Source organism: Burkholderia sp. B21-005 (assembly GCF_020843965.1).
Classification (GTDB): domain Bacteria; phylum Pseudomonadota; class Gammaproteobacteria; order Burkholderiales; family Burkholderiaceae; genus Burkholderia; species Burkholderia ambifaria.
Map to the genome: position 1 here is coordinate 2,822,288 of NZ_CP086302.1, position 24,223 is coordinate 2,846,510.

27 protein-coding genes are annotated in these 24,223 nt (G+C 68.5%); 11 read left to right on the plus strand and 16 right to left on the minus strand.

Features of this window, described 5'->3' with window-relative positions:
• Positions 1-176 precede the first annotated feature (176 nt).
• Complete coding sequence (locus tag LMA02_RS29135) at positions 177-1,580, plus strand: serine hydrolase domain-containing protein (protein WP_228908540.1); 1,404 nt, start codon at positions 177-179, stop codon at positions 1,578-1,580.
• Positions 1,581-1,640: 60 nt separating this feature from the next.
• On the opposite strand, the gene LMA02_RS29140 is transcribed toward LMA02_RS29135, so the two are convergent.
• The 4 genes from LMA02_RS29140 to LMA02_RS29155 form a co-directional block, all read right to left on the minus strand.
• Positions 1,641-2,264: a glutathione S-transferase family protein gene (locus LMA02_RS29140; RefSeq protein ID WP_006760787.1), complete on the minus strand. Its 624-nt coding sequence runs from the start codon at positions 2,262-2,264 to the stop codon at positions 1,641-1,643.
• 141 nt (positions 2,265-2,405) lie between these two features.
• On the minus strand, positions 2,406-2,876 hold the full coding sequence (locus LMA02_RS29145) for a DUF2269 family protein (RefSeq protein ID WP_006750625.1): 471 nt from the start codon (positions 2,874-2,876) through the stop codon (positions 2,406-2,408).
• Entirely contained in the window at positions 2,873-4,126 is a 1,254-nt protein-coding gene (locus tag LMA02_RS29150; RefSeq protein WP_228908541.1) for an SDR family oxidoreductase, read from the minus strand. Before LMA02_RS29150 ends, LMA02_RS29145 begins: the two co-directional genes overlap by 4 nt.
• Positions 4,127-4,267: 141 nt before the next feature.
• The gene (locus LMA02_RS29155) at positions 4,268-4,801 is read right to left on the minus strand and encodes a GbsR/MarR family transcriptional regulator (protein WP_006760784.1); all 534 of its coding nucleotides are present in this window, start codon (positions 4,799-4,801) and stop codon (positions 4,268-4,270) included.
• A gap of 205 nt (positions 4,802-5,006) precedes the next feature.
• Between LMA02_RS29155 and fabV the strand changes: the two genes are divergently transcribed.
• Positions 5,007-6,209: an enoyl-ACP reductase FabV gene (gene fabV, locus LMA02_RS29160; protein WP_228908542.1), complete on the plus strand. Its 1,203-nt coding sequence runs from the start codon at positions 5,007-5,009 to the stop codon at positions 6,207-6,209.
• Positions 6,210-6,264: 55 nt separating this feature from the next.
• On the opposite strand, the gene LMA02_RS29165 is transcribed toward fabV, so the two are convergent.
• Positions 6,265-6,969, minus strand: a complete 705-nt coding sequence (locus LMA02_RS29165; RefSeq protein WP_175656731.1) for an SDR family oxidoreductase — start codon at positions 6,967-6,969, stop codon at positions 6,265-6,267.
• 299 nt (positions 6,970-7,268) lie between these two features.
• Between LMA02_RS29165 and LMA02_RS29170 the strand changes: the two genes are divergently transcribed.
• Entirely contained in the window at positions 7,269-7,853 is a 585-nt protein-coding gene (locus LMA02_RS29170) for a TetR/AcrR family transcriptional regulator (protein WP_228908543.1), read from the plus strand.
• A gap of 30 nt (positions 7,854-7,883) precedes the next feature.
• Here the strand turns inward: LMA02_RS29170 and LMA02_RS29175 are convergent, their stop codons facing one another.
• Both LMA02_RS29175 and LMA02_RS29180 read right to left on the minus strand, forming a co-directional pair.
• Positions 7,884-8,462, minus strand: coding sequence for a hypothetical protein (locus tag LMA02_RS29175; RefSeq protein WP_228908544.1), 579 nt, complete (start codon positions 8,460-8,462; stop codon positions 7,884-7,886).
• A 164-nt stretch (positions 8,463-8,626) separates the two neighbouring features.
• Positions 8,627-9,157: a GNAT family N-acetyltransferase gene (locus LMA02_RS29180; protein WP_228908545.1), complete on the minus strand. Its 531-nt coding sequence runs from the start codon at positions 9,155-9,157 to the stop codon at positions 8,627-8,629.
• A 189-nt stretch (positions 9,158-9,346) separates the two neighbouring features.
• Here LMA02_RS29180 and LMA02_RS29185 point away from each other — a divergent pair, with 189 nt between their 5' ends.
• From LMA02_RS29185 to LMA02_RS29195, 3 genes are all read left to right on the plus strand, one after another.
• On the plus strand, positions 9,347-9,724 hold the full coding sequence (locus tag LMA02_RS29185; RefSeq protein WP_228910025.1) for an ArsR/SmtB family transcription factor: 378 nt from the start codon (positions 9,347-9,349) through the stop codon (positions 9,722-9,724).
• Positions 9,687-10,172, plus strand: a complete 486-nt coding sequence (locus LMA02_RS29190) for an SRPBCC family protein (RefSeq protein ID WP_228908546.1) — start codon at positions 9,687-9,689, stop codon at positions 10,170-10,172. The genes LMA02_RS29185 and LMA02_RS29190 overlap by 38 nt, the downstream gene beginning before the upstream one ends.
• A 121-nt stretch (positions 10,173-10,293) precedes the next feature.
• On the plus strand, positions 10,294-10,770 hold the full coding sequence (locus LMA02_RS29195) for an SRPBCC family protein (protein ID WP_011659750.1): 477 nt from the start codon (positions 10,294-10,296) through the stop codon (positions 10,768-10,770).
• 27 nt (positions 10,771-10,797) lie between these two features.
• Here LMA02_RS29195 and LMA02_RS29200 read toward each other — a convergent pair whose 3' ends face one another.
• The 4 genes from LMA02_RS29200 to LMA02_RS29215 all read right to left on the minus strand — a co-directional run bounded on the left by LMA02_RS29200 (position 10,798) and on the right by LMA02_RS29215 (position 15,605).
• Entirely contained in the window at positions 10,798-11,922 is a 1,125-nt protein-coding gene (locus tag LMA02_RS29200) for an amidohydrolase family protein (protein ID WP_228908547.1), read from the minus strand.
• A 1-nt stretch (position 11,923) separates the two neighbouring features.
• Positions 11,924-13,231 (minus strand): MFS transporter, encoded by a 1,308-nt coding sequence (locus LMA02_RS29205; protein WP_228908548.1) that lies wholly within the window; start codon positions 13,229-13,231, stop codon positions 11,924-11,926.
• Positions 13,232-13,317: 86 nt separating this feature from the next.
• Positions 13,318-14,622 (minus strand): CaiB/BaiF CoA transferase family protein, encoded by a 1,305-nt coding sequence (locus LMA02_RS29210; protein WP_228908549.1) that lies wholly within the window; start codon positions 14,620-14,622, stop codon positions 13,318-13,320.
• Positions 14,619-15,605, minus strand: a complete 987-nt coding sequence (locus tag LMA02_RS29215; RefSeq protein ID WP_228908550.1) for a hydroxymethylglutaryl-CoA lyase — start codon at positions 15,603-15,605, stop codon at positions 14,619-14,621. Before LMA02_RS29215 ends, LMA02_RS29210 begins: the two co-directional genes overlap by 4 nt.
• 174 nt (positions 15,606-15,779) lie before the next feature.
• On the opposite strand from LMA02_RS29215, the gene LMA02_RS29220 reads away from it, so the two are divergent.
• Together LMA02_RS29220 and LMA02_RS29225 are read left to right on the plus strand one after the other, a co-directional pair.
• Positions 15,780-16,604, plus strand: a complete 825-nt coding sequence (locus tag LMA02_RS29220) for an IclR family transcriptional regulator (protein ID WP_228908551.1) — start codon at positions 15,780-15,782, stop codon at positions 16,602-16,604.
• Between the two features lie 152 nt (positions 16,605-16,756).
• A complete protein-coding gene (locus LMA02_RS29225) occupies positions 16,757-17,395 on the plus strand; it encodes a 2-hydroxychromene-2-carboxylate isomerase (RefSeq protein WP_165753954.1) in 639 nt (212 codons plus the stop codon).
• Positions 17,396-17,413: 18 nt separating this feature from the next.
• On the opposite strand, the gene LMA02_RS29230 is transcribed toward LMA02_RS29225, so the two are convergent.
• Positions 17,414-18,397, minus strand: coding sequence for a LysR family transcriptional regulator (locus LMA02_RS29230; protein WP_228908552.1), 984 nt, complete (start codon positions 18,395-18,397; stop codon positions 17,414-17,416).
• A gap of 100 nt (positions 18,398-18,497) precedes the next feature.
• Between LMA02_RS29230 and LMA02_RS29235 the strand changes: the two genes are divergently transcribed.
• From LMA02_RS29235 to LMA02_RS29245, 3 genes are all read left to right on the plus strand, one after another.
• On the plus strand, positions 18,498-19,730 hold the full coding sequence (locus tag LMA02_RS29235; protein ID WP_228908553.1) for an MFS transporter: 1,233 nt from the start codon (positions 18,498-18,500) through the stop codon (positions 19,728-19,730).
• Positions 19,731-19,744: 14 nt separating this feature from the next.
• Positions 19,745-20,062 (plus strand): hypothetical protein, encoded by a 318-nt coding sequence (locus LMA02_RS29240; protein ID WP_228908554.1) that lies wholly within the window; start codon positions 19,745-19,747, stop codon positions 20,060-20,062.
• A gap of 93 nt (positions 20,063-20,155) precedes the next feature.
• The gene (locus tag LMA02_RS29245) at positions 20,156-20,851 is read left to right on the plus strand and encodes a phosphatase PAP2 family protein (RefSeq protein ID WP_228908555.1); all 696 of its coding nucleotides are present in this window, start codon (positions 20,156-20,158) and stop codon (positions 20,849-20,851) included.
• A 136-nt stretch (positions 20,852-20,987) separates the two neighbouring features.
• Here the strand turns inward: LMA02_RS29245 and LMA02_RS29250 are convergent, their stop codons facing one another.
• The 4 genes from LMA02_RS29250 to LMA02_RS29265 all read right to left on the minus strand — a co-directional run bounded on the left by LMA02_RS29250 (position 20,988) and on the right by LMA02_RS29265 (position 24,182).
• Positions 20,988-21,647, minus strand: coding sequence for a glutathione S-transferase family protein (locus LMA02_RS29250; protein WP_228908556.1), 660 nt, complete (start codon positions 21,645-21,647; stop codon positions 20,988-20,990).
• A gap of 128 nt (positions 21,648-21,775) precedes the next feature.
• Entirely contained in the window at positions 21,776-22,846 is a 1,071-nt protein-coding gene (locus LMA02_RS29255) for a rhodanese-like domain-containing protein (protein WP_228910026.1), read from the minus strand.
• 108 nt (positions 22,847-22,954) lie between these two features.
• Complete coding sequence (locus LMA02_RS29260; RefSeq protein ID WP_228908557.1) at positions 22,955-23,608, minus strand: peroxiredoxin; 654 nt, start codon at positions 23,606-23,608, stop codon at positions 22,955-22,957.
• 370 nt (positions 23,609-23,978) lie between these two features.
• The gene (locus LMA02_RS29265) at positions 23,979-24,182 is read right to left on the minus strand and encodes a transposase (protein WP_416378674.1); all 204 of its coding nucleotides are present in this window, start codon (positions 24,180-24,182) and stop codon (positions 23,979-23,981) included.
• Between the last annotated feature and the right edge of the window lie 41 nt (positions 24,183-24,223).

Here is a 24,223-nt window from a genome sequence, read left to right on the forward strand (position 1 = left end):
CGCATCCGGCCCGTTCGAACCCGCGCGATCGACACATGCGATTCGCACACGCCGGGCAGCATGTCGCCTGAGCGACGCCGCCCGGCGTCGTCACTTCCCGCGATTGCCACCGCTTGCCCGAACCTGCGACACTGCCGGATCGTTGCCGGCCGGCACGCCACCGAGGACGCTCGCGCATGACGATCCCCTTCAAATCGCTGATCCTGCGCGGCGTCGCAATCGCGCTCGTCGCCGCGCTCGGCTACACCGGCTACATGCTGTCGCGGCTCGCCCCGATCGCGACGGGCTATGCCGCGAAGGCGCTGTGTTCCGGCGTGTTCGTGTCAGGCCGTCCGGCCGCGTCGGTGATCGACGTCGACATCATGGCCGGCGTGCATCCGCTGCTGAAACTGGTGCGCCCGTCGCTCGATCCCGAGCATCATCGCGCGGTCGCGACGTTCGCCGGTTTCGCGCGACGCGAAGCGGATTTCCGGCCCGGGCTCGGCTGCACGCTCGCGCTCGGGCCGTCGCCCGGCATGCTGCCGGCCGCGCTGCCGCCCGTCGCCGATCCACCGCCCGCGAACGATGCGGCGGCGCCCGCACCGCCCGCCGGCATCGACTCACGCAAGCTGCACATCGCGCTCGACCGCTCGTTCGACGAACCCGATCCGGCGCGGCCGCGGCGCACCCGTGCGGTCGTCGTGATGTGGCGCGGCCACGTGATCGCCGAACGCTATGCGCCCGGCTTCACGGCCGACACGCCGCTGCCCGGCTGGTCGATGACGAAGACCGTGACGGCCGCGCTGGCCGGCGTGCTGGTCGCGCAGCACAAGCTGTCGCCGGATGCGTCGGCGCTGCTGCCCGAATGGCGCGCCAGCGGCGATTCACGCGCGGCGATCACGCTCGACGAACTGCTGCGGATGACGAGCGGCCTGCAATTCAACGAAGACTACGACGACCCGCTGTCCGACGTCGCCGTGATGCTGTTCACGCAACCCGACACCGCGCGCTTCGCGTCGACCAAGCCGCTCGCCGCGCAGCCCGGCACGCAGTGGTCCTACTCGAGCGGCACGAGCGCGATCGTCGCGCGCGTGATGCGCGAAGCGCTGGGCGGCACCGAGGCCGACTACCTCGCGTTTCCGCGCCGTGCGCTGTTCGAGCCGCTCGGGATGCGCAGCGCCGTGTTCGAGCCCGATGCGGCCGGCACGCTCGGCAGCCCGTCTTACCTGTATGCGAGTGCGCACGACTGGGCGCGCTTCGGGCAGCTTCTGCTGCAGGACGGGGTGTGGAACGGGCAGCGGCTGCTGCCGGAAGGCTGGGTGCGCTACCTGACGCGAGCGACGCCGCAATCGACGCACCAGGAATTCGGCGCGCATCTGTGGGTCAAGGTGCCGGAGCCGTTCAACGATCGCGATCCGCATGCGAGCGCGATGCCCGCCGACGCGTTTCATGCGGTCGGTCATGAAGGCCAGTTCGTGAGCGTGGTGCCGAGCCGCGAGCTGGTGGTCGTGCGGCTCGGGTTGTCGCGGCCGGAATCGGCGTGGAACCACGAGGCGTTTCTCGCGCGCGTGCTCGACGCCGTACCGGCATCCGGCACGTGAGGTGACGTGCCGCGGCGCGGCGGCCGCAGTCGCACCGCCCCGCGCGCGACTTGCGATGCGTTAGGGGTTCGCGCTGCCCGCGTACTGCTTGAAGCCGTCGCGCGTCGCCAGACGCTCGATGTAGCGCTTCGCCGCCGGGAAGTCCGGATGCTCGAACGGCGTGCCGAACCAGCGGTTCACCGACAGGCCGATCGGAATGTCGGCGAGCGTGAAGTGGTCGCCGGCCACGAACGCGCCGGTCGCTTCGAGCTGCGCGTTCAGCACCTGCATATGCTTCGTCCAGCCCGCGATCGACTGCGCGATCGCCGCCGGGTCCTGGTGATCGGGCGACTTGCGCACGAGGCCGAGGAACGCGCCGACCCACGAACGGTTCAGGTCCGAGCCCTGCCAGTCGATCCACTGATCGACCCGCGCGCGCGCCTGCGGCTCGGCCGGATAGAGCGCGTCGCCGCCGTAGCGGTTCGCGAGATAGCGGATGATCGTGTTCGACTCCCACAGCACGAAGCCGTCGTCCTTGATGACGGGCACGAGGCCGTTCGGATTCAGCGCGAGATAGGTCGGGTCGTTGGTCGTGCGAAAGCCCGCGCCCCAGTCTTCCTGCTCGAACGGCAGGTTGAGTTCGGTGCACAGCCACAGCACCTTGCGCACGTTGATGGACGGAATCTTGCCGAGGATGTGCAGCATGCAGGCTCCTTGTGAGGTCGGATGCGAAGCGTTCGGGATGCCCGAAACGGCTCGAACGCGCTCCCGTCGAATTTATACACGAGCGCGTGGAAATCGACAGGGCCCGCACGCGAAATCGGCGGTTGCGGCCCGCCGCCCCGCTTACATCGGCTTGAGCACCATCAGGAAATAGACCGTCAGCATCGCGAAGAACGCCGGGTAGCCGAGCAGCTCCCAGCGCTTCGCATAGCGCCAGTAGCGCGCCGGCAGCGTAGCCTCGCCGTTCGCATGCGCGAGGTTCGCCAACGCGGCCAGCTCGATCTGCAGCCACACGACCGGCAGCCAGCACGCGCCCGCGATCGCATACAGCACGATCGACGCGACGAGCCACGGCGTATGCCACGGCCAGCCGGCCGTATGCGCGAGCCACAGCCCGGACGCCGGCTGGAAGATCACGGCCGGTGTCGTGAACCACCAGTCCGCGCGCACCACGAGCCGCGACACGGCCGCGATCGCGGGCACCGACCGCGTGCGGTTCGCGAAGAACAGGTAAAACGCGGTGCCGAAGCCCGTGCCGACCATCAGCACCGAGGACAGGATGTGAAGCGCCTTGATGACGAGATAGGTATTCATGGTTGTTCTTCTTCTGAAAACAGGATCAACAGGATCGCGAGAATCGGTACGTTCTTGAGCACGGGGCCGAACGGTTCGGCCAGCAGGCCAGGCATCGTGACCGCGATGACGGCCGAATACGCGACGATCAGCACGGCTTGCGCAGCCCACAGACGGCGGGACGGCGCGGCGACGGTCGCCACCCCTAGCGCGAAGTCCAGCGCGCAGGCGGCGTAGAGGGCGATCAGCGCGGGCAGCCCGGTCAGGTGTGCGCGGGCGAGCATCGCAAGGCTGTCGCTCTGCGGGTGGACGAAAGCGCTCACGATGGCCGTCCAGAGCCAGACGATCGCAAGCGCGCCGAGCAGCAGCGGCCGCCGCCACATCGCGAGCGCGTCGCGGCGCAGCGCGAGCGCGTCGGCGCCGATGAAACTGCGCAGCCCGCGCGGCGGCCGGCCGAGCACGGCCGCCAACGCCGCGGGATCGCCGGTATTGCCGCCGCGCAGCATCGTCCACGTATCGCGGGTCAGCATCGCGCCCGGCAACGTGCCGAACAGCGCGGCCGCCGCACCGACCAGCGGGCCCGGCAGCGCAATGCGGGCTGCCGGCGGGAAGCCCAGCGCGGCGCGATAGCCGCTCAGCATCTCGCGGTATTCGACTTCATCACCGCCGACCGCGTCGATGACCGAATTGCCGGCCGCCGGCGAAACGACGAGCCGCGCGACGAGTTCGGCGAGATCGTCGACGTGCACGGGGCGCAGCCGTTGATGGCCGCCCGCCGGCAACGCGTGCACGGGCAGGCTCGCGAGCATCCGGAAGAACCGTGCCGACGTGCCGGCCGCGCCGTAGACGAGCGCGGGCCGCACGATCCGGTAATCGAGCGGCAGCGTCTGCAGGAAGGTGTCGGCTGCGTACTTGCTGGCGAAATACGGCGTGTCGCCGCGCTCGACGCCCAACGCCGAGATCTGGATCACGCGCCGCACGCGGGCGCGGCAGCATGCGGTGAAGAGCGCGCAGGGCGCCGCGCAATGCACGGTGTCGAGCGTCGCATCGCGCCGGTCGGTGAGGATCCCGACCGCGTTGATCACGACGTCGACGCCCGCCAGCCGGGCCCGCCACGCGTCGGGATCGATGTCCGTCGCGAAATCGATCGCGACATCGTGCGGGCCGACCGCATGCCGCACGCCGTGCAGCACGCGATGGCCGCCGGCTTCCAGCCGCGCGCACAACGCCTGCCCGATGAACCCGTTCGCGCCGCAGACGAGGATGTTCATGTCGCACTCCGCGGTGCGGCATGCGGGCGGATCGACAGCAGGGCCTCGTTCATTTTCATCCTCTATTTACAGTTATTTCTGTAATGACAGAAATATTGACTTCGAAAAAAGCGGGCTGCGCGCCCGCACTTCCGATACCGCTTACTTCGACGACTTGCGCCTGACCGTCTGGCTGATCTTCGCGCCGATCCCGAGCGCCTTCATCAGCGTGTCGGGCTTGAGCCGCAGCATCTCGTCCGACCAGGTCGTGAGCGTCTCGACGAACTGCAGCGTGTCGCGGATGCGCTGTTCGGTCTCGCGGCTTTCGTCGGCGATCTCGGGACTCGTCAGGCAATCGCGCAGCACCGTGAGCGTCGGTTCGATCTCGCGCTGCCGCCGCCCTTCGACGATCAGCTTGAACAGTTCCCAGATGTCGGTCGACGTCTCGAAATGGTCGCGGCGATCGCCCAGCACATGCACGACCTTCGCGAGCCGCCACGCCTGCAGCTCCTTCAGGCTCGTGCTGACGTTGGAGCGCGCGACGTTGAGCGTCTCGGCGATCTCGTCGGCGGCGACCGGCCGCCCGGCCAGGTACAGCAGCGCGTGAATCTGCGAGACAGTGCGGTTGACGCCCCATCGCGAGCCCATTTCGCCCCAGTGGAGAATGAATCGTTCGGCAATCGGTGTGAGTTCCATGTCGGGAAATTTAGTTTTTTCAGTTATTTCTGTCAAGAGAGAAATAACGGACGGCGACGCGAATCGCCGTGCCGGCGGCTCGCCCGCCGGACGATCGCGACTGCCGTCACCGCCCGCCTTTCCCGCCGTGCCCGCCCGCTTCCATTACAATGCGCGGGATTTTTCCGATTTCAGGCCGTCCGCGCCTTTCTGACTAGAGGTTCCCATGATCATCAAACCGCGCGTGCGTGGCTTCATCTGCGTGACGACTCATCCGGTCGGCTGCGAAGCCAACGTCAAGGAACAGATCGACTACGTGACTTCGCATGGCCCGATCGCCAACGGCCCGAAGAAGGTGCTCGTGATCGGCGCGTCGACCGGCTACGGCCTCGCCGCCCGGATCTCGGCCGCACTCGGCTCGGGCGCGGACACGCTGGGCGTGTTCTTCGAGCGCGCCGGCAGCGAAACGAAGCCGGGCACCGCCGGCTGGTACAACAGCGCCGCGTTCGAGAAATTCGCCGCAGAAAAGGGGCTTTATGCCCGCAGCATCAACGGCGACGCCTTCTCCGACAAGGTGAAGCAGGTCACGATCGACACCATCAAGCAGGATCTCGGCAAGGTCGACCTGGTCGTCTACAGCCTCGCCGCGCCGCGCCGCACGCATCCGAAGACGGGCGAGACGATCAGCTCGACGCTGAAGCCGGTCGGCAAAGCGGTCACGTTCCGCGGCCTCGACACCGACAAGGAAGTGATCCGCGAAGTCTCGCTCGAGCCGGCGACGCAGGAAGAGATCGACGGCACCGTCGCCGTGATGGGCGGCGAGGACTGGCAGATGTGGATCGACGCGCTCGATGAGGCCGGCGTGCTGGCCGACGGCGCGAAAACGACCGCGTTCACGTATCTCGGCGAACAGATCACGCACGACATCTACTGGAACGGCTCGATCGGCGAAGCGAAGAAGGATCTCGACAAGAAGGTGCTGTCGATCCGCGACAAGCTGGCCGCGCACGGCGGCGACGCGCGCGTGTCGGTGCTGAAGGCCGTCGTCACGCAGGCGAGCTCGGCGATTCCGATGATGCCGCTCTACCTGTCGCTGCTGTTCAAGGTGATGAAGGAACAGGGCACGCACGAAGGCTGCATCGAGCAGGTGTACGGGCTCCTGAAAGACAGCCTGTACGGCGCGACGCCGCACGTCGACGAAGAAGGCCGTCTGCGCGCGGACTACAAGGAGCTCGATCCGCAAGTGCAGGGCAAGGTCGTCGCGATGTGGGACAAGGTTACGAACGAGAACCTGTACGAGATGACCGACTTCGCCGGCTACAAGACCGAATTCCTGCGTCTGTTCGGCTTCGAGATCGCCGGCGTCGACTACGACGCGGACGTGAACCCGGACGTGAAGATCCCCGGCATCATCGACACCACGGTCTGACGACCGCGCCCGCCGCGCGCATGGGCGCACGGCGGGCTGTCTTTTGCAGGCGACGTCAGACCGGCGTCGCCTCGTCCAGATAAACACCGGCCGATAGCGTGGCCTTCACCTGCCGCGTGAAGTCGTCGGTGGCCACCTCCTCCGCTCCGGATTCGATCGCGTCGTATGCCTGGCGCACGACGTCGGCCGGCGTTGCCTTCGGCACGTCCAGGCCGCGTGTCAGGTCCGTATCGATGAAGCCGGCATGCAGCCCGACCACCTGCGTGCGCTGCTCGCGCAGCGAATGCCGCAGCCCGTTGGTCACCGCCCACGCGGCCGACTTCGACACGCCGTAGCCCGACAGGATCGGCCGGTTCACCCAGCTCGCGACGGACAGCACGTTCAGGATCGCGCCGCCGCCGTGGCCGGCGAGCGTGGCCGCGAATGCGCGCGACATCGCCAGCATCCCGAACACGTTGGTTTCGAGGTGATCGCGCAGCGCGTCGACCGCGCCGTCGTCGGTCAGGCTGCCGAGCCGCGCGATGCCCGCATTGTTGATCAGCAGCGTGACGTCGCGCGCGGCGTCGGCGGCCGCGGCGACCGCCGCCGGATCGGTCACGTCGAGCTTCACAGGCACCACGCCCGGCAGCGTCACGCTGGCCGGATCGCGCGCGCCCGCATAGACCTTCCGCGCCCCGCGTTCGAGCGCCTGCTTCGCGAATTCGAGCCCAAGCCCACGGTTCGCGCCCGTGACGAAAACGACTGCACCTTCGATCTTCATGACCCTTCCTTTCATCGTGTGAATGAAACCATGCCGCCATCGCGTACCGAGCCGTTGCACGGCCGGTACTGGATCGCAGGCTCGTCCCGCTACCCGCGCCCGCTGCACCCAGACCCGGACCGACCTCCATCCGTGCCGCGCGAGTCGCTTCGTTTCGTGAGCGAAGTCGGCTACACTGGATGTCAATGTCGATCACCATTGTCTTTGCGATGCAGTCTGCCAGCACGCCTTGGCCACGTCAATGGTGATCACCATTGTGTTTTTCAATCGACGCAATTGCCGGAATGAGGGAGGGATCGATGGGCGTCTCGAGACAACAGGCTGCCGACAACCGCAACGCGATCGTCGCGGCCGCCGAGCGGCTGTTCCGGGTGCGCGGTGTCGACGCGGTCGGTTTGACGGAACTGATGAAGGAAGCCGGTTTCACGCAGGGCGGCTTCTACAACCACTTCAAATCGAAGGATGCGCTGGTCGCCGCGGTGATGGAAAAGGCCATGCAGGACCGCGCGGAGTCGCCGCGCGCCGGCAGCATCGCGCAACAGGTGACGTCGTACCTGTCGACCGCGCATCGCGACAACGTCGAAGCCGGTTGCCCGCTGTCCGGCTTCGCGGGCGACGCGCCACGCCTGACCGACGCGGCACGCGCCTGCTACGCGCACGGCGTCGCCGGCTATCTCGACCGGCTGGAACGGTTGGTGGCTATGGAAGGCGCGGCCGCGGCGGACACGCGCCGCGACGCGATCGCGGTGTTCAGCCAGATGGTCGGCGCGCTCGTGCTGTCGCGCGCGATCGCCGGCACCGATCCGGCGCTGGCCGATGAGATCCTCGACGCGGGGCGACGCACGCTCGCCGGCCAGCCCGACGATCCGGCCGTGCCGGCGTAGCGGCACGGCGGGCGCAAGCCGCGCAAAGCGCTATTCCACGGCCCGTGCGGCGTCCCACAGCGGCTGCCCGCCCAGCGCAGCATGCCACGCAGCGAATCGCGTGCGCCACGACTCGAACGGCTCCTTCAGCGGATGACGCGGATCGTCACTGAGTGCATACGCCATCCCTTCGATCAGCCAGCGCGGCTTGGTCACGACCGCGAGGTTGCCGAGCACTTCGGCCTGCCGGTGGTGGATCAGTTCATGCGCGAGAAAGTAGGTCTGCCAGCCGCGCGGCGCGACGACCACGCCGAAATCCCCGAGCGTCAGGGCCGCGCGTTCGCCGAGGCCGAACTTGTCCGCACATTCGCGCGTCGAGCAGAACACGACGCGCGGTGCGTCGCGAAACGGCCCCACGGCCGCCGCCGCGCGCGCGTAGCCGTCGCGATAGAGCTGCTGCGCGGCGCCGAGCTGCGCGGCATCGTCCGTGCAGATCTCCGCGCTCGGGCATGACACGCCGGGAAGCAGCGCGGGCGCGACGACGCGCAGCGGCTTGACGAGCGCGTAGGCGGCGATCGGCAGCGCGACGAGCAGGCCCGTGAGGGTGAAGGCGACGTGGGAGCGTTTCATCGAGCGACGATTCCGTGGATGTGCTGGTGGGTTTTCCTGCACGAATATATCGGAGCCGCGACGCCGCCGGCCGGCTTTTCCGTTCCGCCCGGCGTCCGGCCCACGGCCGCGTGCCGTCGCACGCACGTCGATCGCGAACCTCGCCGCGATTGCATCCCGCCCCGTTACACGAGCTGCTTGTGAAAATACGTCGTCGCGCACAACGCGCCGTCGGGCATCAGCGCATAGTTCGGCACGACGCCGACGCGCTGCCAGCCGGCCCGCTCGTACAAGCGCTCGGCGTCGCCGCCCGTCACGGTGTCGAGCACGAGCACGGTCTTGCCGGCGTCGCGCGCGGCTTCGTCGGCGGCCGCCATCAGCCGCGCGGCGACACCCTGCCGGCGTGCATGCCGAGACACCAGCATCTTCGCGACGTCCGCGCGATGCGGCTGGTTCTCCGGCTGCGCGGTCACCAGTTGCACGGTGCCCACGATCCGGTCGGCGGCGTCCTCGGCGACGAGCAGGATGCGCTCGCCGTTCGCGACGCCATCGGCGACGCGGGTCCAGAACGCGACGGCCGTCGAGCGCTCGATCGGCAACTTGAAGCTGACGGACGCGCCGCCTTCGACGCAATCGATCAGCACGTCGGCGAGCGCGTCGACGCAGGCACGCGCTTCGCTCGCGTCGACGCGGCGAACGGTAACGGATTCGGTCATACCCTCTCCGGCAATCGGGCACGCGACACGCATTCGGCGGCATGCGCCCGGATCCAAAGGAACGCCGGCATACGCCCGATGCGTGTGCAACGGCGGCCGGTGCCCGGCAACACGGCGCGGGGGGCGCGTGTTACCGCCCCATCATGCTAAGCGATGCAAATTCCCGTTGCATCGCTTATGCTTAGCCACATGGCTAACTTTCAACCCGGTATCAGCGACGTATTCCACGCACTCGCCGATCCGACGCGCTGCGCGATCGTCAGCGCGCTCGGGGACGGCGGGCGAACCGTTTCGGAACTGGCCGCGCCGTTCGACATGGCGCTGCCGTCGTTCATGAAGCATGTCGCGGTGCTCGAGCGTAGCGGCCTCGTCCAGACCCGGAAAGCCGGCCGCTCACGCACCTGCGAGCTGGTCGGCAGCCGGCTGGCGGAAGCCGAGCAGTGGCTCGCCGCGCAGCGCGCGCTGTGGGAAGCGCGCTCCGATCGTCTCGTGGAATTCGTCGAACGCCGCCACCAGGAGGAGCAAGCGCATGTCAACCAGCCCCGTCGACCCCGCCGAAACCCTTGACCTCGTCATCACCCGCACGCTGCGCGCGCCGCGCCAGGCGCTCTGGCGCGCCTGGACCGACCCCGAACTGCTGAAGGAGTGGTGGTGCCCGAAACCGTGGACCACCGAAGTGCGCGCGTTCGACCTGCGCCCGGGCGGCGCCTTCCACACGTTCATGCGCGGCCCCGACGGCGGCACGAGCGACAACCCCGGCTGCTTCCTCGAAATCGTGCCGGAAGCGCGGATCGCGTTCACGTCGATGCTCGCCGGCGGCTGGCGGCCGCAGGTGCCGTGGCTGGGCTTCACGGCCATCATCACGATGGCCGACGACGACGCCGGCTGCCGCTACGAGGCGCGCGTGATGCATCCCGACGCCGCGACGCGCGAGCGCCACGAGGCGCTCGGGTTCTTCGAAGGCTGGAACATCTGCATCACGCAGCTCGACGAATTCGCGGCCGCGTTGCGCTGAATGCGGGTGAGCGTACGGTCCGATTGCATGCCGTCGCGCGCGCGCCTAGGATTCCTGAAGGAAGCATGACGACACGCCGGCATCCGGCGTGCACCGTCGCGCGCATTCCGCGGGAGGCGACATGCTGCACATGCACACGCATTCGACCCGGGTCAGCCGGCACCTGAACGCACCGCGCGGGCGCGTCTACCGCGCGCTGCTCGACCCGCACGCGGTCGAACAATGGAAGGTGCCCGACGGCATGACATGCCGCGTCCACGCCTATGACGCACGCGAAGGCGGCGCGCTGCGCGTGTCGCTGAGCTACGACGAACCGTCGGACAGCCCCGGCAAGACCACCGCGCACACCGACACCTATCACGGCCGCTTCGTGACGCTCGTGCCCGACGAGCGGATCGTCGAAATCGACGTGTTCGAAACCGACGATCCGATGCTGCGCGGCGCCATGACGATCACGATCACGCTGTCCGACGAAGCAGGCGGCACGCGCGTCGAGGCGGTGCACGACGGTGTGCCGCCCGGTGTGCCGGTCACCGACAACGAAGCCGGCTGGCGCATGGCGCTCGCGCGGCTCGCGGCGCTGGTCGAGACGGGCTGAGCGCCAAGGCGGCGCGCGCGAAACGCGTCAGCCGAGCCGGTAGACGTGCGAAACGGTCCCGCGGAACAGCGCGTCGCGCTCGTTCGGGCTCGCGTGCGCGGTCAGCCGCTTGAACGCATTCCAGCCGTTCACGTAGGAATACGAGCCCTTGTCGACCGGGAAATTGCTCTCGAACATGCAGCGCTCGGCGCCGAACGCTTCGATGCAGGTGAGCATCCACGGCTTCCAGGCATCCGCGAGCTGTTCGGACGACGGCGGCCGCGCACCCTTTTCGAAATCGAAACCGTTGATCCGCATCCCGAGGCCGCCCACCTTCACGAATACGTTCGGCAACCGCGCGAGTTCGCGCATCGATGCCGACCAGCGCTGGAAGACTTCCGGCCGCTTGTCCGCATAGCTCGCGATCCGCACGACGCCGCCGCAGTGATTGACGATGATGCGCGTGTCGGGATTCGCCTTCGCCAGATCGAACAGTTCCGGCAATTGAGGAAAGAACAGCCACGCGTCGTACGACAGCCCGAGCGGCGCGAGCTGCGCGACGCCGGCCCGGTACGCGGGATCGAGCAGCAACCCGCGCGGCACCGCCGACAACGGGTTCGCGAGCGATGGATCGGCATCCCAGGTGCTCAGGTGTCGAACGCCGCGAAAGCGTCCGCGCCCCGCGTCGAGATGCGCGTCGAGCACGTCGCGCACGCGCTCGCCGAGCCGCAGGTCCGCATGTCCGACGATGCCTTTCGCGACGGCCGGGCCGCTGTGCTGAAGCGGCTCGGTCACGCCGGCGATGTAAGCCGTCTCGCCCACAGGCTTCAGTTCGGCCGGCCCCGCATCGCGATAGCGCGTCAGTGCCTGCATGTAGACGGATGCCTGGATGTTGTGGCCGGAGCGCGCATCCTGCAGATAGTCGTCGAGCATATAGATCCAGCCCGGCCGCTCGTAGAAGTGGTGATGCGCATCGACGATCGGCAGATCCGGTTCGAGTGCGGGTTCGAGCGCGGATGCGAGCCAGTCGTTTCGTACCGCGAGATAGTTGCCTTGCGTCGTCATGCGGGGAACTCCGTTTTCAGCCGGCGTGCGCGTATCGGCCCATGCAGGGAGGGCGAGCGAGGCAGCAGCCGCGCCGAGCAGCCGGCGTCGTTTGATCGAAATGGTCATGTCATTCGCTCCGGTCGAACGCGTACAGCGACAGCGTCAGCAGCGTCGTGATCGCCAGGACGATCGCGAGGCCGAGCATCCCGGCCGTGAAGGTGCCGAAGCTGTCCTTCAGGTAGCCGACGAGATACGGGCCCGCGAATCCGCCGAGCGCGCCGATCGAATTGATCAGCGCCAGGCCGCCGGCCGCCGCCTGACCCGACAGGAAGCGCGAAGGCAGCGTATAGAAGATCGTGCGTCCGGCAATCGTGCCGATCAGCGCAAGCGTGATGCCGACGAGCGCGGGCCCGAGCGTCAGGAAATGGGTCGACACGCCAAGCGCCACCGCGCCGATGAACAGCCCGATCGCGAGGTTCGCGATCGGTGCGCCGCGCCGGTCCACCCGCTTCGCCCACCACAGCAGTGCGATCGTCGCGAAGAAGTACGGCAGCGCGGACAGCCAGCCGGTCTGCATCGTCGACATCCCGTGCGCCTTCAGCATTTGCGGCAGCCAGATGCCGATTCCGTACGAGCCCATCGTGAAGCCGAACGAGATCAGCGCGAGCAGGTACACGCGCACGTCGCGCAGCGCGACGCCGAAGCCCTTCTTGCGGCCGGCGGCGGCGCCTTCGCGCTCGAACGCGCGCTGCAGCGCGGTACGCTCGTCGTCCGACAGCCACGCCGCCGTGGCCGGGGAGTCGGACAGGCGCTTCAGGACGAGAAAGCCGAGCGCGCACGCGGGCAGCCCTTCGACGATGAACATCCACTTCCAGCCGGCCAGGCCGAGCGCGCCGTCGAGCTGCAGCAGCCACGTCGACAGCGGACCGCCGATCAGCGACGACAGCGGTGTCGACACGGTGAACCAGGCGAGCACGCGCGTGCGGTAGCTCGCGGGAAACCACACGGCGAGGAAGAAGATCACGCCGGGGAAAAAGCCGGCCTCGCCGATGCCGAGCAGCAGCCGGATCGCATAGAAGCTGGTCGGCCCCGTCGCGAGGGCGGTCGCCGCCGCCATGAGCCCCCACGTGATCATGATGCGCGCGAGCCAGCGCCGCGCACCGAAGCGGTACAGCGCGAGATTGCTCGGCACTTCGAACACGCAATAGCCCGCGAACATGATCCCCGCGCCCCAGCCGAACTGCGTCGCGGTCAGGCCGAGATCGCGGTTCATCGTCAGCGCCGCGAACCCGACGCTCGTGCGGTCGAGATAGTTGAAGAAGTACGCGAGCGCGAGCAGCGGAATGAAGCGCCATGCTGCCTTGCGCACGGCCCGTTGCTCGATCGACGCGTCGGTCTCGCGATCGGCGGCCAGCGCCGGGGAAGCGGATGTCATGGTTGTCTCCGTGGATGCGGCGGTCCGCGCCCGCGCGAGCGCGCGGCCGGGATGCCCTTTTGTTGGTTCGATGGATTGCAGCGGCGCTACGCGCTCGCCGCTTCGTTCGGCGAACGCATATCGCTCGGTACGCCCGCTACGTCCGGCGGCAGCCCGTTCGCACCGTGTCCGTGCCGCCCCGCGACGACACCCGCGTCGATCAGCGCGCGCGCCTCGTCCGGCGTATAACCCAGCTCGCCGAGCAGCACGCACGTGTCCTGGCCGAGCGCGGGCGGCGCCGAGCGCAGCCGCAGGCGCTCGCCCGCGAGCGTGAGCGGCAGCAGCGCGGTGCGCGTGTCGACCGGCCGGCCGGCGCTGCTCGCGTCGGCCGGCAGCGTCACGGCTTCGAGGCCTCCGGTCGCGAGCAGATGCGGATCGTCGAACAGGTCCTGCGGCTTCGTGATCGGCGCATACGGCAGGCCGATCGATTCGAAGATCGCGCCGATCTCCGCGGCCGAATGCGCGGCGAGCCGCGCGCGCAGCTCGGGCAGCAGCCACTCGCGGGCCTGCACGCGGAGGTTGTTCGTCGCCAGGCGCGCATCGTCCTTCAGCGCGGCCAGGCCGAACGCGTCGCAGAACAGCGCCCACTGCGTGTCCGACACGACCGCGAGAAAGATCTGCTCGCCGTCCCTCACCGAAAACACGTCGTAGACCGCCCATGCGGAAATGCGACTCGGCATCGGCGACGCGGCCTGCCCCGTCACCGCGAACTGCATCATGTGCTGCGCGACCAGGAACACGTTGTTCTCGAACAGCGAGCTCTGCACCTGCTGGCCGCACCCGGTGCGTTCGCGCTGCGCGAGCGCGGCCATTGCGCCGATCGCGCCGAACATCCCGCCCATGATGTCGTTGACGCTCGAGCCCGCACGCAACGGCCGGCCTTCGGGGCCCGTCATGTACGCGAGGCCGCCCATCATCTGCACGACTTCGTCGAGCGCGGTGCGATGTTCGTACGGCCCCGGCAGGAAGCCCTTGTGCGACACGTACACCAGGCGGGGATTCAGCGAGGACAGCGCGGCATGACCGAGGCCGAGCCGGTCCATCGTGCCGCTCTTGAAGTTCTCGCTGAACACATCCGCCGTCGCGACGAGCCGCCGCACGATCTCGAGCCCGCGCGGATCCTTCACGTCGACCGCCAGGCTCTTCTTGTTGCGGTTGAACATCCCGAAGAAGCCCGCGCCGGAACCGCGCAGCGCACGCGTGCTGTCCCCCGCGATCGGTTCGATCTTGATGACTTCCGCACCGAGATCCGCGAGCAGCATCCCGCAGGTCGGGCCCATGACCATGTGCGTCATCTCGATCACGCGCACGCCTTCGTACGGCAGCGCCGAAGCTGGTTGGCGATCGTTCATTGCGCGACTCCCGTCAGGCATCCTTCCGGCTGGGTCGCGCTCGGCGCGCGGCCGTCCGCGTACCGAAACCCCTTCGGCAGCCCCGCGTCCGGCACGTGGCCGTACAGCGCCTCGGCAGGCAGTGCCGCGTGCAGGATCGCGCGCGCGGCGAGCAGCGCGTCCACGTCGACGCCCGTGTCGTACCCCATCGCCTCCAGCAGGAAGACGAGATCCTCGGTGACGATGTTGCCGGTCGCACCCGGCGCGTACGGGCAGCCGCCCAGGCCGCCCTGGCTCGCGTCGAGCGTCGTCACGCCGGCATCGAGCGCCGCGACGACGTTGGCGAGCCCCTGCCCGCGCGTGTTGTGGAAGTGCGCGCCGCCGGCTTTGTCGCCGACTTCGCGCCGCAGGCGCATGAACAGCCGGCGCACCTGCGCCGGGTTCGCGTAGCCGCTCGTATCGGAGAGCCCGATCTCGTCGACGCCGCATTCGGCCATCGCGGCCGCCATCGCGATCGTCTCGTCGTCGGAGACCGCGCCGGCGAGCGTGCAACCGAACGCCACCGAGACGCCCGCCTCGATCTGCACCGACGGAAACCGCGCATCGCGCAGCGCGACGATCGCGCGCACCTCGTCGATCATCTGCGCCGGCGTCTTGCGGATGTTCGCCAGCGAGTGCGCTTCGGTCACCGATACCGGCAACGTCAGCTTGTGGACGCCCGCCTCGAACGCGCTTTCGGCGCCGCGCAGGTTCGGCGCAAGCGCGGCGACGCGCAGCCCCGGAATCGCCAGCGCATGCGCGACGACTTCCCGGACGTCGGCCATCTGCGGCAACAGCCGCACGGGCACGAACGATCCGACCTCGATTTCGCGCAGGCCGGCCGCGGCGAGCGCGGTGATCCAGCGCAACTTGTCGGCCGTCGCCATCACGGCCTTGATGCTCTGCAGGCCGTCACGCGGCCCGACCTCGCTGACCAGCACCTGCGGATCTTCGGAAACACTCATTCGACACCTCAAAGTTCTATCTGAAAGAACATCGTTCTGTTTGACGGAACTTTAGAGGCGCACCGAATCGGCTGTAAGCGGGGTATACCCGTGAAAACGCAATTTTTTGGAACTTGAGTTCTGCCAGACAGAACGCTATAGTCGATCGACCGTCACCCAAAGGAACAGCAAGCCGTGCCCCCGACCTCGACTCCCGCAGACCCCACCGGCGACGCGCCTGATGCGTCGGCCGAAGCCTCCAGCGGCGTCGCCGTCCTCGATCGCGCGTTCGCGATCCTCCACGCGTTCGGACCCACCGACGACCGGCTGTCGCTCGCGAAACTGTCGCGCCGCACCGGGCTGTACAAGAGCACGATCCTGCGCCTGCTCGCCGCGCTCGAGCACGGCGGCTTCGTGCGCAAGCTCGACGACGGCCAGTACGCGGTCGGACACGAGCCGTTGCGGCTGGCCGCGCTGTATCAACGCTCGTTCCGGGTCGGTCCGGTCGTCGAACCCTTGCTCGAGACGCTGAGCCGCGAACTCGGTGAAACGGCATCGTTCTACGTGCGACATGGCGACATGCGCTCGGTGCTCTACCGCGTCGAACCCGCGCGCACGGTGCGTGTGTCGATCCGGGTCGGCGAGGAGTTTCCGGTTCGCCAGGGGGCGTCCGGGAAAGTGCTGCTCGCGTTCACCGACCCGAACGATGCACAGTGGAACGACGTGCGCGAACAGTTGTGGGCCGCGTCGTACGGCGAGCGCGACCCGGAGACGGCGTCGGCGTCCGTGCCGGTATTCGGCGCGGCCGGCGATTGCGTCGGCGCGCTGACGGTGTCCGGTCCGAAATCGCGGCTTGCCGCCGCGCCGGCCATGGCCGGGGCGCTCGCGATGTTGTTGCCGCTCGCGCAGAAGGCGACCGTCGCGCTCGGCGGCGCAGGCGCGCGCTACGACGCGCAAACCGTGCGCGACAGTCTCGCGCGGTTCGCGGCGGCGGCGGCGCACGACACCGCGCAGCCGTAGCCGTAGCCGCAGCTGTAGCGGGCCACGCGCGTGCGGCGCCGCGACTGCGCAAACGGCGGCCGCATGCGACACTGGCCGCCCACCCATGCACCGCGTCGCCCGTCGGCGCGGTGCACGCAACTGCCGTCCGGACACGTACAAGGGCCCCAACCATGAACGCCGCGCGCACCGCCACCTGGTATTTCGATTTCGTTTCGCCGTTCGCGTACCTGCAGCAGGAACGGTTCGACCAACTGCCGCCTGCCGCCGCATACGAGCCGAAGCCGATCGTGCTCGGCGCGCTGCTCGCGCACTGGGGCCAGAAAGCGCCGGCCGAGATCGCGGCGAAGCGCATCTTCACCTATCGCCACGCGCAATACCGCGCGGACAAGCTCGGCATTCCGTTCCGGATGCCGCCCGCGCATCCGTTCAACCCGATCCGGCCGCTGCGGCTCGCGATCGCGATGGGCAACTCGCCCGATGCGATCCGGCGGATCTTCCGGCACATCTGGCGCGACGGCCAGGACGTGTCGACGCCCGAGGGCTTCGCTGCGCTGTGCGAGGCGGTCGGCTTTCCCGAAGGCGTGACGGCCGTCGACGCGCAACCGGTGAAGGACGCCCTGCGCGCGAACACCGATCAAGCGATCGCGCACGGCGTGTTCGGCGTGCCGACCTTCGAACTCGACGGCGACCTGTTCTGGGGCGAGGATGCGACCGACATGTTCGTCGACTGCGCGACGTCCCGTGCGTGGCTCGACTCGCCCGAAGTGCGCCGCATCAGCGCGCTGCCCGAAGGCATCCGGCGCGGCTGACGGCACGCGCGACGGCGTCTACCCGTCGCGCCCTTCGACGAGCAGCGGCACGGCCTCGCGCATCATCGCGACGAAGCGCACGAGCCGCGACGGATAGAACTGCGCGTGCGGGTAGGTCATGTAGACCGGCAACGGCGCGGCGTACCAGTCGGGCGCGAGATGCACGAGCTCGCCGCGCGCGAGATGGTCCGCGAGCATCCAGGAGGAACCGACGCACGCGCCGACACCGAGCAGCGCCGCGCTGCGCAGCGCGTAGAGGTTCGCGGTCGTGATGCGCGGGCGCATCGCGATGCGGCGCGTGTCGCCCGTGACGGTGTGCGTCAGCGTCAGCTCGGTCCGGTAATACGTGCGCAGCGCGAGCCACGGCAATGCGGCGAGCGCGTCGGGATCGGCGGGCACGTCGGCGCCGTTCAGCACGGACGGCGCGGCCACCACGAAGCGCGGCACCTTGCTCAGCCGGATCGCGACGACGGACGGATCGGTCGGCTCGCCGACCTGGATCGCGCAGTCGATCCCGCTGCCGACAAAATCGCGCACCTCGTCCTGCAGCAGCCATTCCACCGAGACACGCGGGTAGTCACGCAGGAACCGCGCGAGCGGCTCGACGAAGCGCTCCTGCCCGAACGCATGCGGGACCGCGACCCGCAGCAGGCCGTCGGGCTCCTCCTGCGCGCCGCGCAGGTCGGCCTCGAACGCCGCCCAGTTCGTCAGCAGCTCCTTCGCGCGCGTGAAGCAGCGCTCGCCGTCGACGGTCAGCCGCATCGCATGGGTGGTCCGCTGCAGCAGCCGCATCCCGAGCGAGCGTTCGAGCGCCTGCAGCCGCCGGCTGATGGTCGGCTGCGTCGTGTGGAGTTGCGCGGCGGCGGCCGACAGGCTGCCGGCCTCGACTATGCGCACGAAGGTTTCCATCAGCTCGAAACGATAGCCGGCACCGTCGACGGGCACGACCTGAATGCGCGCAGACCCACCTGTGGCGGGCAAATCGGGGATTTTGTCGGTCATTCGTCAAGCGTATAACAAATCTGCGCCGGACGGCACTACCGTGGCCGGCCTCCGGCCGGCACACTCGCGTCCATCCGATACCCGAACAAGGATGTACGCGATGTCCACTCCGACCCGTCTCGACGCCGTGCCCCGCGCGGCGCATGCATCGGCCCCCGCGGCCGCCTCCTCGACGCTCGATCGCCGGCTCGTGCTGCTGCTGGCCGCGGCCGCCGGCCTCGGCGTCGCGCCGCTCTACTATGCGCAGCCGATGCTCGCCGCGCTGGGGCCCGATCTCGGCGCGTCGGCACGCGCGATCGGCTTCGTGCCGACGCTCACGCAGCTCGGCTATGCGCTCGGCATCCTGCTGCTCGCGCCGCTCGGCGACCGCTTCGATCGGCGCCGCGTGATCGTCACGAAAGCCGCCGCGCTGGTCGTCGCACTGCTGCTCGCGGCGGTCGCGCCGTCGCTCGGGCTGCTGCTGGCCGCGAGCTTCGCGATCGGCCTGACCGCGACGATGGCGCAGGACGTCGTGCCGGCCGCCGCGACGCTCGCGCACGACGCGCATCGCGGCCGCATCGTCGGCACGGTGATGACGGGGCTGCTGCTCGGCATCCTGCTGTCGCGCGTCGTCGCCGGATTCGTGGCGGAAACGGCCGGCTGGCGCGCGATGTTCGCGCTCGCGGCCGCCAGCGTCGCCGCCATCGGCATCGTGGCCGCACGCGGGCTGCCGCGCTTCGAACCCACCACGCAGCTGTCGTACCGCGCGCTGATCGGGTCGCTCGGCGAACTGTGGCGCCGTCATCCCGCGCTGCGTCGCGCCGCGCTCGCGCAAGGGCTGCTGGCCGTCGGGTTCAGCGCGTTCTGGTCGACGCTCGCGGTGATGCTGCACGGCGCGCCGTTCCATCTCGGCAGCGCAGCCGCCGGCGCATTCGGCCTCGCGGGCGCCGCCGGCGCGCTGGCTGCGCCCGTGGCCGGACGCCTGGCCGATCACCACGGTCCCGAGCGTGTCACGCGGCTCGGCATCGGGATCGCGACCGTGTCGTTCGCCGCGATGGCCGCCGCGCCGCTGCTGACGCCGCATGCGCAACTGGCGCTGCTCGCCGCCGCGACGATCGGCTTCGATCTCGGCGTGCAGGCCACGCTGATCGCGCACCAGTCAATCGTCTACCGAATCGACCCGGCGTCGCGCAGCCGTCTCAACGCGGTGCTGTTCGTCGGCATGTTCATCGGGATGGCGACCGGTGCCGCGCTCGGCAGTTCGTTGCTCGCGCAACTGGGCTGGAATGCGGTGATCGTGCTGGCCGTGGCGACGTCGCTGGCTGCGCTGGCCGTGCGCATGTGGCGCCGGTAATCCCGGTGTCGTGAATGGGGGACGGGCACGCCGCAGGGCTTGCCCGTCTTTTCTTTTATTTTCTTTCGGTGCTGCGCGGCCGGGCGCAGCGCGGCAGATCCGTGCCGGACGCGGAACGCTTTCGGTCATCCGGTGCAAGTTCTGCGACGGCTCATCAAATTATCCAGTTCAACCGATTATTTTTCGCCTGCGCCCAGGGATCCGCGCGCAACCGTCAGATGATTCTGCATCACCGCGCCGCACGGCCCGCTCCAATCCGGCCCCACCCGGAATTCGCGTTTTCTCAGGGGATTCCCGGTATTTTTTCCCATTTTCTTCGAAATTACCGATGACATACTTGCCCCCCGTTGCGCTCCGGTGCGAGCGCGCTTCCTGATCCTGCCGGCCGCCCGTCATGTGTCGTGCGTCCGCCGGGGCCGCAGAACATGAACAATTTCGACACCACGATCCAGACCTTCCTCACCCACATTACGTTCGGACCGCTGATGAACCACGCGATCCGCGTGATCGCCGGCCTCTATACGTTCAAGGGCTTCGTGCTCATCCCCGTGCTGTGCTGGCTATGGTTCCAGCCGGGCCCCCAACGCGAACGGCAACGCGAGCTGGTCATCGCGACCGTCACGAGCGGGCTCGTCGCGCTCGCGTTCGGCCGATTGCTCGCGAAAACCCTGCCGTTCCGCGTGCGACCGATCTACAACCCCGACCTGCACCTGCACTTCCCGTCAGAGGAACTGCGCGCGGCCACGCTGCAGGCATGGAGCTCGTTTCCGAGCGACCACGCGATGCTGTGGATGGCGATCGCGACCGGGATCTTCATCATCGCGCGCCGCGTCGGCGTGCTCGCGCTGCTGTATGCGGTCGTGTTCATCTGCGTGCCGCGTGCGTATCTCGGCTTTCACTACCCGACCGACCTGATCGCCGGCGCGGCGATCGGCATCGCGATCGCGTGGCTGCTGACGCGCGACGCGATTCGAGCGCGCTTCGCGCCGCAGGTGCTGGAGGCGATCCGGCGCTTCCCCGCGCCGGCCTATACGCTCGCGTTCCTGCTGTGCTTCGAGCTGATCACGCAGTTCGACGAACTGCTGACGCTCGCGCAGTCGGTCAAGCATACGACGATGTAACGGGACGGCGCCGCGATGCATCCGCTGCTGTCGTCACGACGTCCGGGCACGCGCTGCCGGCCCTGCGCGGCGGCATCGCGTCGTGCGCATGCCGCCGCCCGCGTCACCTCCGCCGCAGCGATCGCCGCCGCGAACGTCAGTCGCGATCGGGCGCGCCGAGCGGGAAGAACGGGCGGTACGGCCGGGCTTCGTCGACCGCACGCGCGAACGACGGCCGTGCCAGCAGCCGCTTGCGATACGCGATCACGTTCGCGAACGACGGATCGATCCGGTGCGTCCAGTCCGCGTAGAACAGGAACGGCGCCGCGCCGCAGTCGGCGAGGCTGAAGCGGTCGCCGGCCGCCCATTCGCGATCGGCCATCGTGCGATCCAGCCACGCGTACGACGTTTCGAGCATCGCACGCGCATCCGCGACACCCCGTGCATCGCGCTCGTGCTCCGGCCGCAGCGCGTCGTACACGACCTTCTGCTGCGGCGTCGATACATAGTTGTCGAAGAAACGATCCATCGTCCGCACTTCCAGCGCCGCGCGCCGATCGTCGGGCACCAGCCGCACGGGGCCCGGATGGTAGAGGTCGAGGTACTCGATGATGATCGTTGCCTCGATCACGGTGCGGCCCGCGTCCACGAGCACAGGGAACCGCTTCAGCGGCCACAGCGCAGCCAGTTCCTGCATCGGCTTCGGATCGTCGTGCGCGAGCACGCGATAGTCGAACGGCGTGCCGTTCTCGTACAGCGCGGTCAGCACCTTCTGGCAGTAGGACGAAAAGGGATGGGCGTAAAGCGTCGGTGTCATCGCGGGGTCTCTCAGGATGTCGGCGCCGCGTCGTGCGGCGCCACGGGATCGGATAACTGGACGACGAACGGCGCCACGCCGATTCGACATCGACCCGAACATTTTTTTCGTTGCGCGGCTTCGCGCCGCTACGACCGGCCGTCCATCACGACGCGGCCTTCGCCCCGCCAGCGCAGCATCCCGCCGCCGAGGTTCGCGACGGCGTCGAACCCGGCCTTCAGCAGAATCACCGTCGCCTGCGCGGAGCGGCCGCCGGCGCGGCACACGGTCACGATCGGCCGGTCGCGCGTGAGTTCGCCGGTGCGCGCGGCCAGTTCGCCGAGCGGGATCGGGGTCGCGCCGGGCAGGTGGCCGAGCGGACCGGTGAATTCGTCGGGCTCGCGCACGTCGACGACCTGCACCGCCGGCAGGTGATCCTCGAGCCACTGCGGATCGATTTCCCAGAAACCGGCGAACGTGTAGACGAGCGGCGCCCAGTCGGCCGCCGCCAGCGCGTCGGGCGCATTTGCGGCGACGCCGCACTGCAGGTTCGCGGGCACCGCGACGTCGATCTGGCGCGGGTGGGCGAGCCCGAGGTTGCGCATGTAGCCGGCGAAATCGTCTTCGCTGAGATCGCCGCCGAGGCGTGGATTGAAGCGCCGCTCCTCGCCGACGCTCGTCACCGTCAGCCCGCGATAGTCGTGCGCGGGATACAGCAGGCATGCGGCCGGCAGCGTGAAGAGCCGGCCGTGCACCGCGCGATACAACGCGCGCGGGTCGCCTTGCTGGAAGTCGGTGCGGCCGGTGCCGCGAATCAGCAGGCAGTCGCCGGTGAACGCCATCGTTTCGTCGTCGAGCACGAGGCTGATGCAGCCGCTCGTATGGCCCGGCGTCGCGCGCACGGTCAGGTAGCGCGTGCCGAATGCGCAGCGGTCACCGTCGTTCAAGTAGCGGTCGGCGCCCTGCGCGCCGCTCGCGGCCGAAATCGCGATCGTGCTGCCTGTACGCTGCTTCAGCAGCCATGCGCCCGTCACGTGATCGGCGTGCACGTGGGTGTCGACGGTCGCGACGAGCCGCAGCCCGAGCTCGTCGAGCAGCGCGGCATCGCGGCGCACCTGCTCGAACACGGGATCGATCAGCAGCGCTTCGCGCGACGCGAGATCGGCGAGCAGATAGGTGTAGGTCGACGATTGCGGGTCGAAAAGTTGCCGGAAGATCATTGCGAAGTCGCTCCGTCGCGTAGTCATGCCTATTGTTGTTCGGCCCGCGCACCGCGCATCGCCGGCGCGCGGGCGTGCGGGTCGCCCCGTTGCATGCGTGCCGAGCCGTCAGTGCGGCTGCGGCACGAACCGCAGGTACGGCTTCAGCGTCCGAAAGCCCTGCGGATATTTTTGCTTCGCCGCATCGTCCGACACCGAGGTCGGAATGATGACATCGTCGCCCGGCTTCCAGTTGACCGGCGTCGCCACCGTATGTCGCGCGTTGAGCTGCAGCGCGTCGAGCAGGCGCAGGACCTCGTCGAAGTTGCGGCCGGCGCTCATCGGATAGACGAGCATTGCCTTGACCTTCTTGTCCGGCCCGATGACGAACACCGAGCGCACGGTCGCATTGTCGACCGCGGTGCGCGGGCCACCGCTCGCGCTCGGATGGATCATGTCGTACAGCTTCGCGACCTTCAGTTCGTCGTCGCCGATCAGCGGATAGTTGACCGCATGGCCCTGCGTTTCCGCGATGTCCGCCACCCACTTCCGGTGGTCGCTGACAGGATCGATCGACAGCCCGATGATCTTCGTGTCGCGCTTGTCGAATTCCGGCTTGAGCCTGGCCATGTAGCCGAGTTCGGTCGTGCATACCGGCGTGAAATCCTTAGGATGGGAAAACAGGATCGCCCAGTGATCGCCGATCCACTCATGAAAACGGATCGTGCCCTCGGTGGTCTCCGCGGTGAAATCGGGCGCGTCCTCGCCTAGTCGAATCGACATGTTCGTCCTCCGTCAAATGGGAATCGTCACAACGCCCGCGCCGCGGCATCCGCGCGGCGCACGATCGTCAGCACGCGGCAAGCCGGCCCGGCACCAGACGGGCGCCGCGTTTCTATAGGGTAGGTCAAAATGCGCGCGGCACCGGTGGACGGCAGGATGATTGGCCGGGCCGGCGGCGCATGCTGCCTCACACTACGACCTCTCGTCTTACGTTCACAGGAATGCCATCGATATATCGACGTGGGAAACAGCGCGCAAGCCTTGGTCGGGCTCGCGCAATGGCGGTCACGTAACTCGTCAACCAGCATGCGCTCGCGGGAAGGCTTCGGAGCTTTTTTGACGGCACGTCCCGCATATGGTCTTGTCGAGGCTAAGGCCCACCATCAGTCGCCGAGCTTCGCGTTCTCTTCCTCGAGTTGCCGCATCCGACGCAGGTCCGAAGAGCCGTCTTCCGGTTGTGGAACGTCGCTTTGCTGATGCCAAGCGTGCGGCACACCACTTCGACCTTTGCGCCCAGCTCCGCTTGCTTGAGCGCGAACGCTGTCTGCGCTTCGGTGAACTCGCTTGCCTTCATCCCATGTCTTCCACTTCAAATGGGAAGTCCCGCTTCGCGCC

Excerpts from the sequence above, each read along its gene's own strand:
- LMA02_RS29135 (WP_228908540.1), top strand. The coding sequence starts at position 177 with ATGACGATCCCCTTCAAATCGCTGATCCTGCGCGGCGTCGCAATCGCG.
- LMA02_RS29140 (WP_006760787.1), bottom strand. The coding sequence starts at position 2,264 with ATGCTGCACATCCTCGGCAAGATTCCGTCCATCAACGTGCGCAAGGTG.
- LMA02_RS29145 (WP_006750625.1), bottom strand. The coding sequence starts at position 2,876 with ATGAATACCTATCTCGTCATCAAGGCGCTTCACATCCTGTCCTCGGTG.
- LMA02_RS29150 (WP_228908541.1), bottom strand. The coding sequence starts at position 4,126 with ATGAACATCCTCGTCTGCGGCGCGAACGGGTTCATCGGGCAGGCGTTG.
- LMA02_RS29155 (WP_006760784.1), bottom strand. The coding sequence starts at position 4,801 with ATGGAACTCACACCGATTGCCGAACGATTCATTCTCCACTGGGGCGAA.
- fabV (WP_228908542.1), top strand. The coding sequence starts at position 5,007 with ATGATCATCAAACCGCGCGTGCGTGGCTTCATCTGCGTGACGACTCAT.
- LMA02_RS29165 (WP_175656731.1), bottom strand. The coding sequence starts at position 6,969 with ATGAAGATCGAAGGTGCAGTCGTTTTCGTCACGGGCGCGAACCGTGGG.
- LMA02_RS29170 (WP_228908543.1), top strand. The coding sequence starts at position 7,269 with ATGGGCGTCTCGAGACAACAGGCTGCCGACAACCGCAACGCGATCGTC.
- LMA02_RS29175 (WP_228908544.1), bottom strand. The coding sequence starts at position 8,462 with ATGAAACGCTCCCACGTCGCCTTCACCCTCACGGGCCTGCTCGTCGCG.
- LMA02_RS29180 (WP_228908545.1), bottom strand. The coding sequence starts at position 9,157 with ATGACCGAATCCGTTACCGTTCGCCGCGTCGACGCGAGCGAAGCGCGT.
- LMA02_RS29185 (WP_228910025.1), top strand. The coding sequence starts at position 9,347 with ATGGCTAACTTTCAACCCGGTATCAGCGACGTATTCCACGCACTCGCC.
- LMA02_RS29190 (WP_228908546.1), top strand. The coding sequence starts at position 9,687 with ATGTCAACCAGCCCCGTCGACCCCGCCGAAACCCTTGACCTCGTCATC.
- LMA02_RS29195 (WP_011659750.1), top strand. The coding sequence starts at position 10,294 with ATGCTGCACATGCACACGCATTCGACCCGGGTCAGCCGGCACCTGAAC.
- LMA02_RS29200 (WP_228908547.1), bottom strand. The coding sequence starts at position 11,922 with ATGACCATTTCGATCAAACGACGCCGGCTGCTCGGCGCGGCTGCTGCC.
- LMA02_RS29205 (WP_228908548.1), bottom strand. The coding sequence starts at position 13,231 with ATGACATCCGCTTCCCCGGCGCTGGCCGCCGATCGCGAGACCGACGCG.
- LMA02_RS29210 (WP_228908549.1), bottom strand. The coding sequence starts at position 14,622 with ATGAACGATCGCCAACCAGCTTCGGCGCTGCCGTACGAAGGCGTGCGC.
- LMA02_RS29215 (WP_228908550.1), bottom strand. The coding sequence starts at position 15,605 with ATGAGTGTTTCCGAAGATCCGCAGGTGCTGGTCAGCGAGGTCGGGCCG.
- LMA02_RS29225 (WP_165753954.1), top strand. The coding sequence starts at position 16,757 with ATGAACGCCGCGCGCACCGCCACCTGGTATTTCGATTTCGTTTCGCCG.
- LMA02_RS29230 (WP_228908552.1), bottom strand. The coding sequence starts at position 18,397 with ATGACCGACAAAATCCCCGATTTGCCCGCCACAGGTGGGTCTGCGCGC.
- LMA02_RS29235 (WP_228908553.1), top strand. The coding sequence starts at position 18,498 with ATGTCCACTCCGACCCGTCTCGACGCCGTGCCCCGCGCGGCGCATGCA.
- LMA02_RS29240 (WP_228908554.1), top strand. The coding sequence starts at position 19,745 with ATGGGGGACGGGCACGCCGCAGGGCTTGCCCGTCTTTTCTTTTATTTT.
- LMA02_RS29245 (WP_228908555.1), top strand. The coding sequence starts at position 20,156 with ATGAACAATTTCGACACCACGATCCAGACCTTCCTCACCCACATTACG.
- LMA02_RS29250 (WP_228908556.1), bottom strand. The coding sequence starts at position 21,647 with ATGACACCGACGCTTTACGCCCATCCCTTTTCGTCCTACTGCCAGAAG.
- LMA02_RS29255 (WP_228910026.1), bottom strand. The coding sequence starts at position 22,846 with ATGATCTTCCGGCAACTTTTCGACCCGCAATCGTCGACCTACACCTAT.
- LMA02_RS29260 (WP_228908557.1), bottom strand. The coding sequence starts at position 23,608 with ATGTCGATTCGACTAGGCGAGGACGCGCCCGATTTCACCGCGGAGACC.
- LMA02_RS29265 (WP_416378674.1), bottom strand. The coding sequence starts at position 24,182 with ATGAAGGCAAGCGAGTTCACCGAAGCGCAGACAGCGTTCGCGCTCAAG.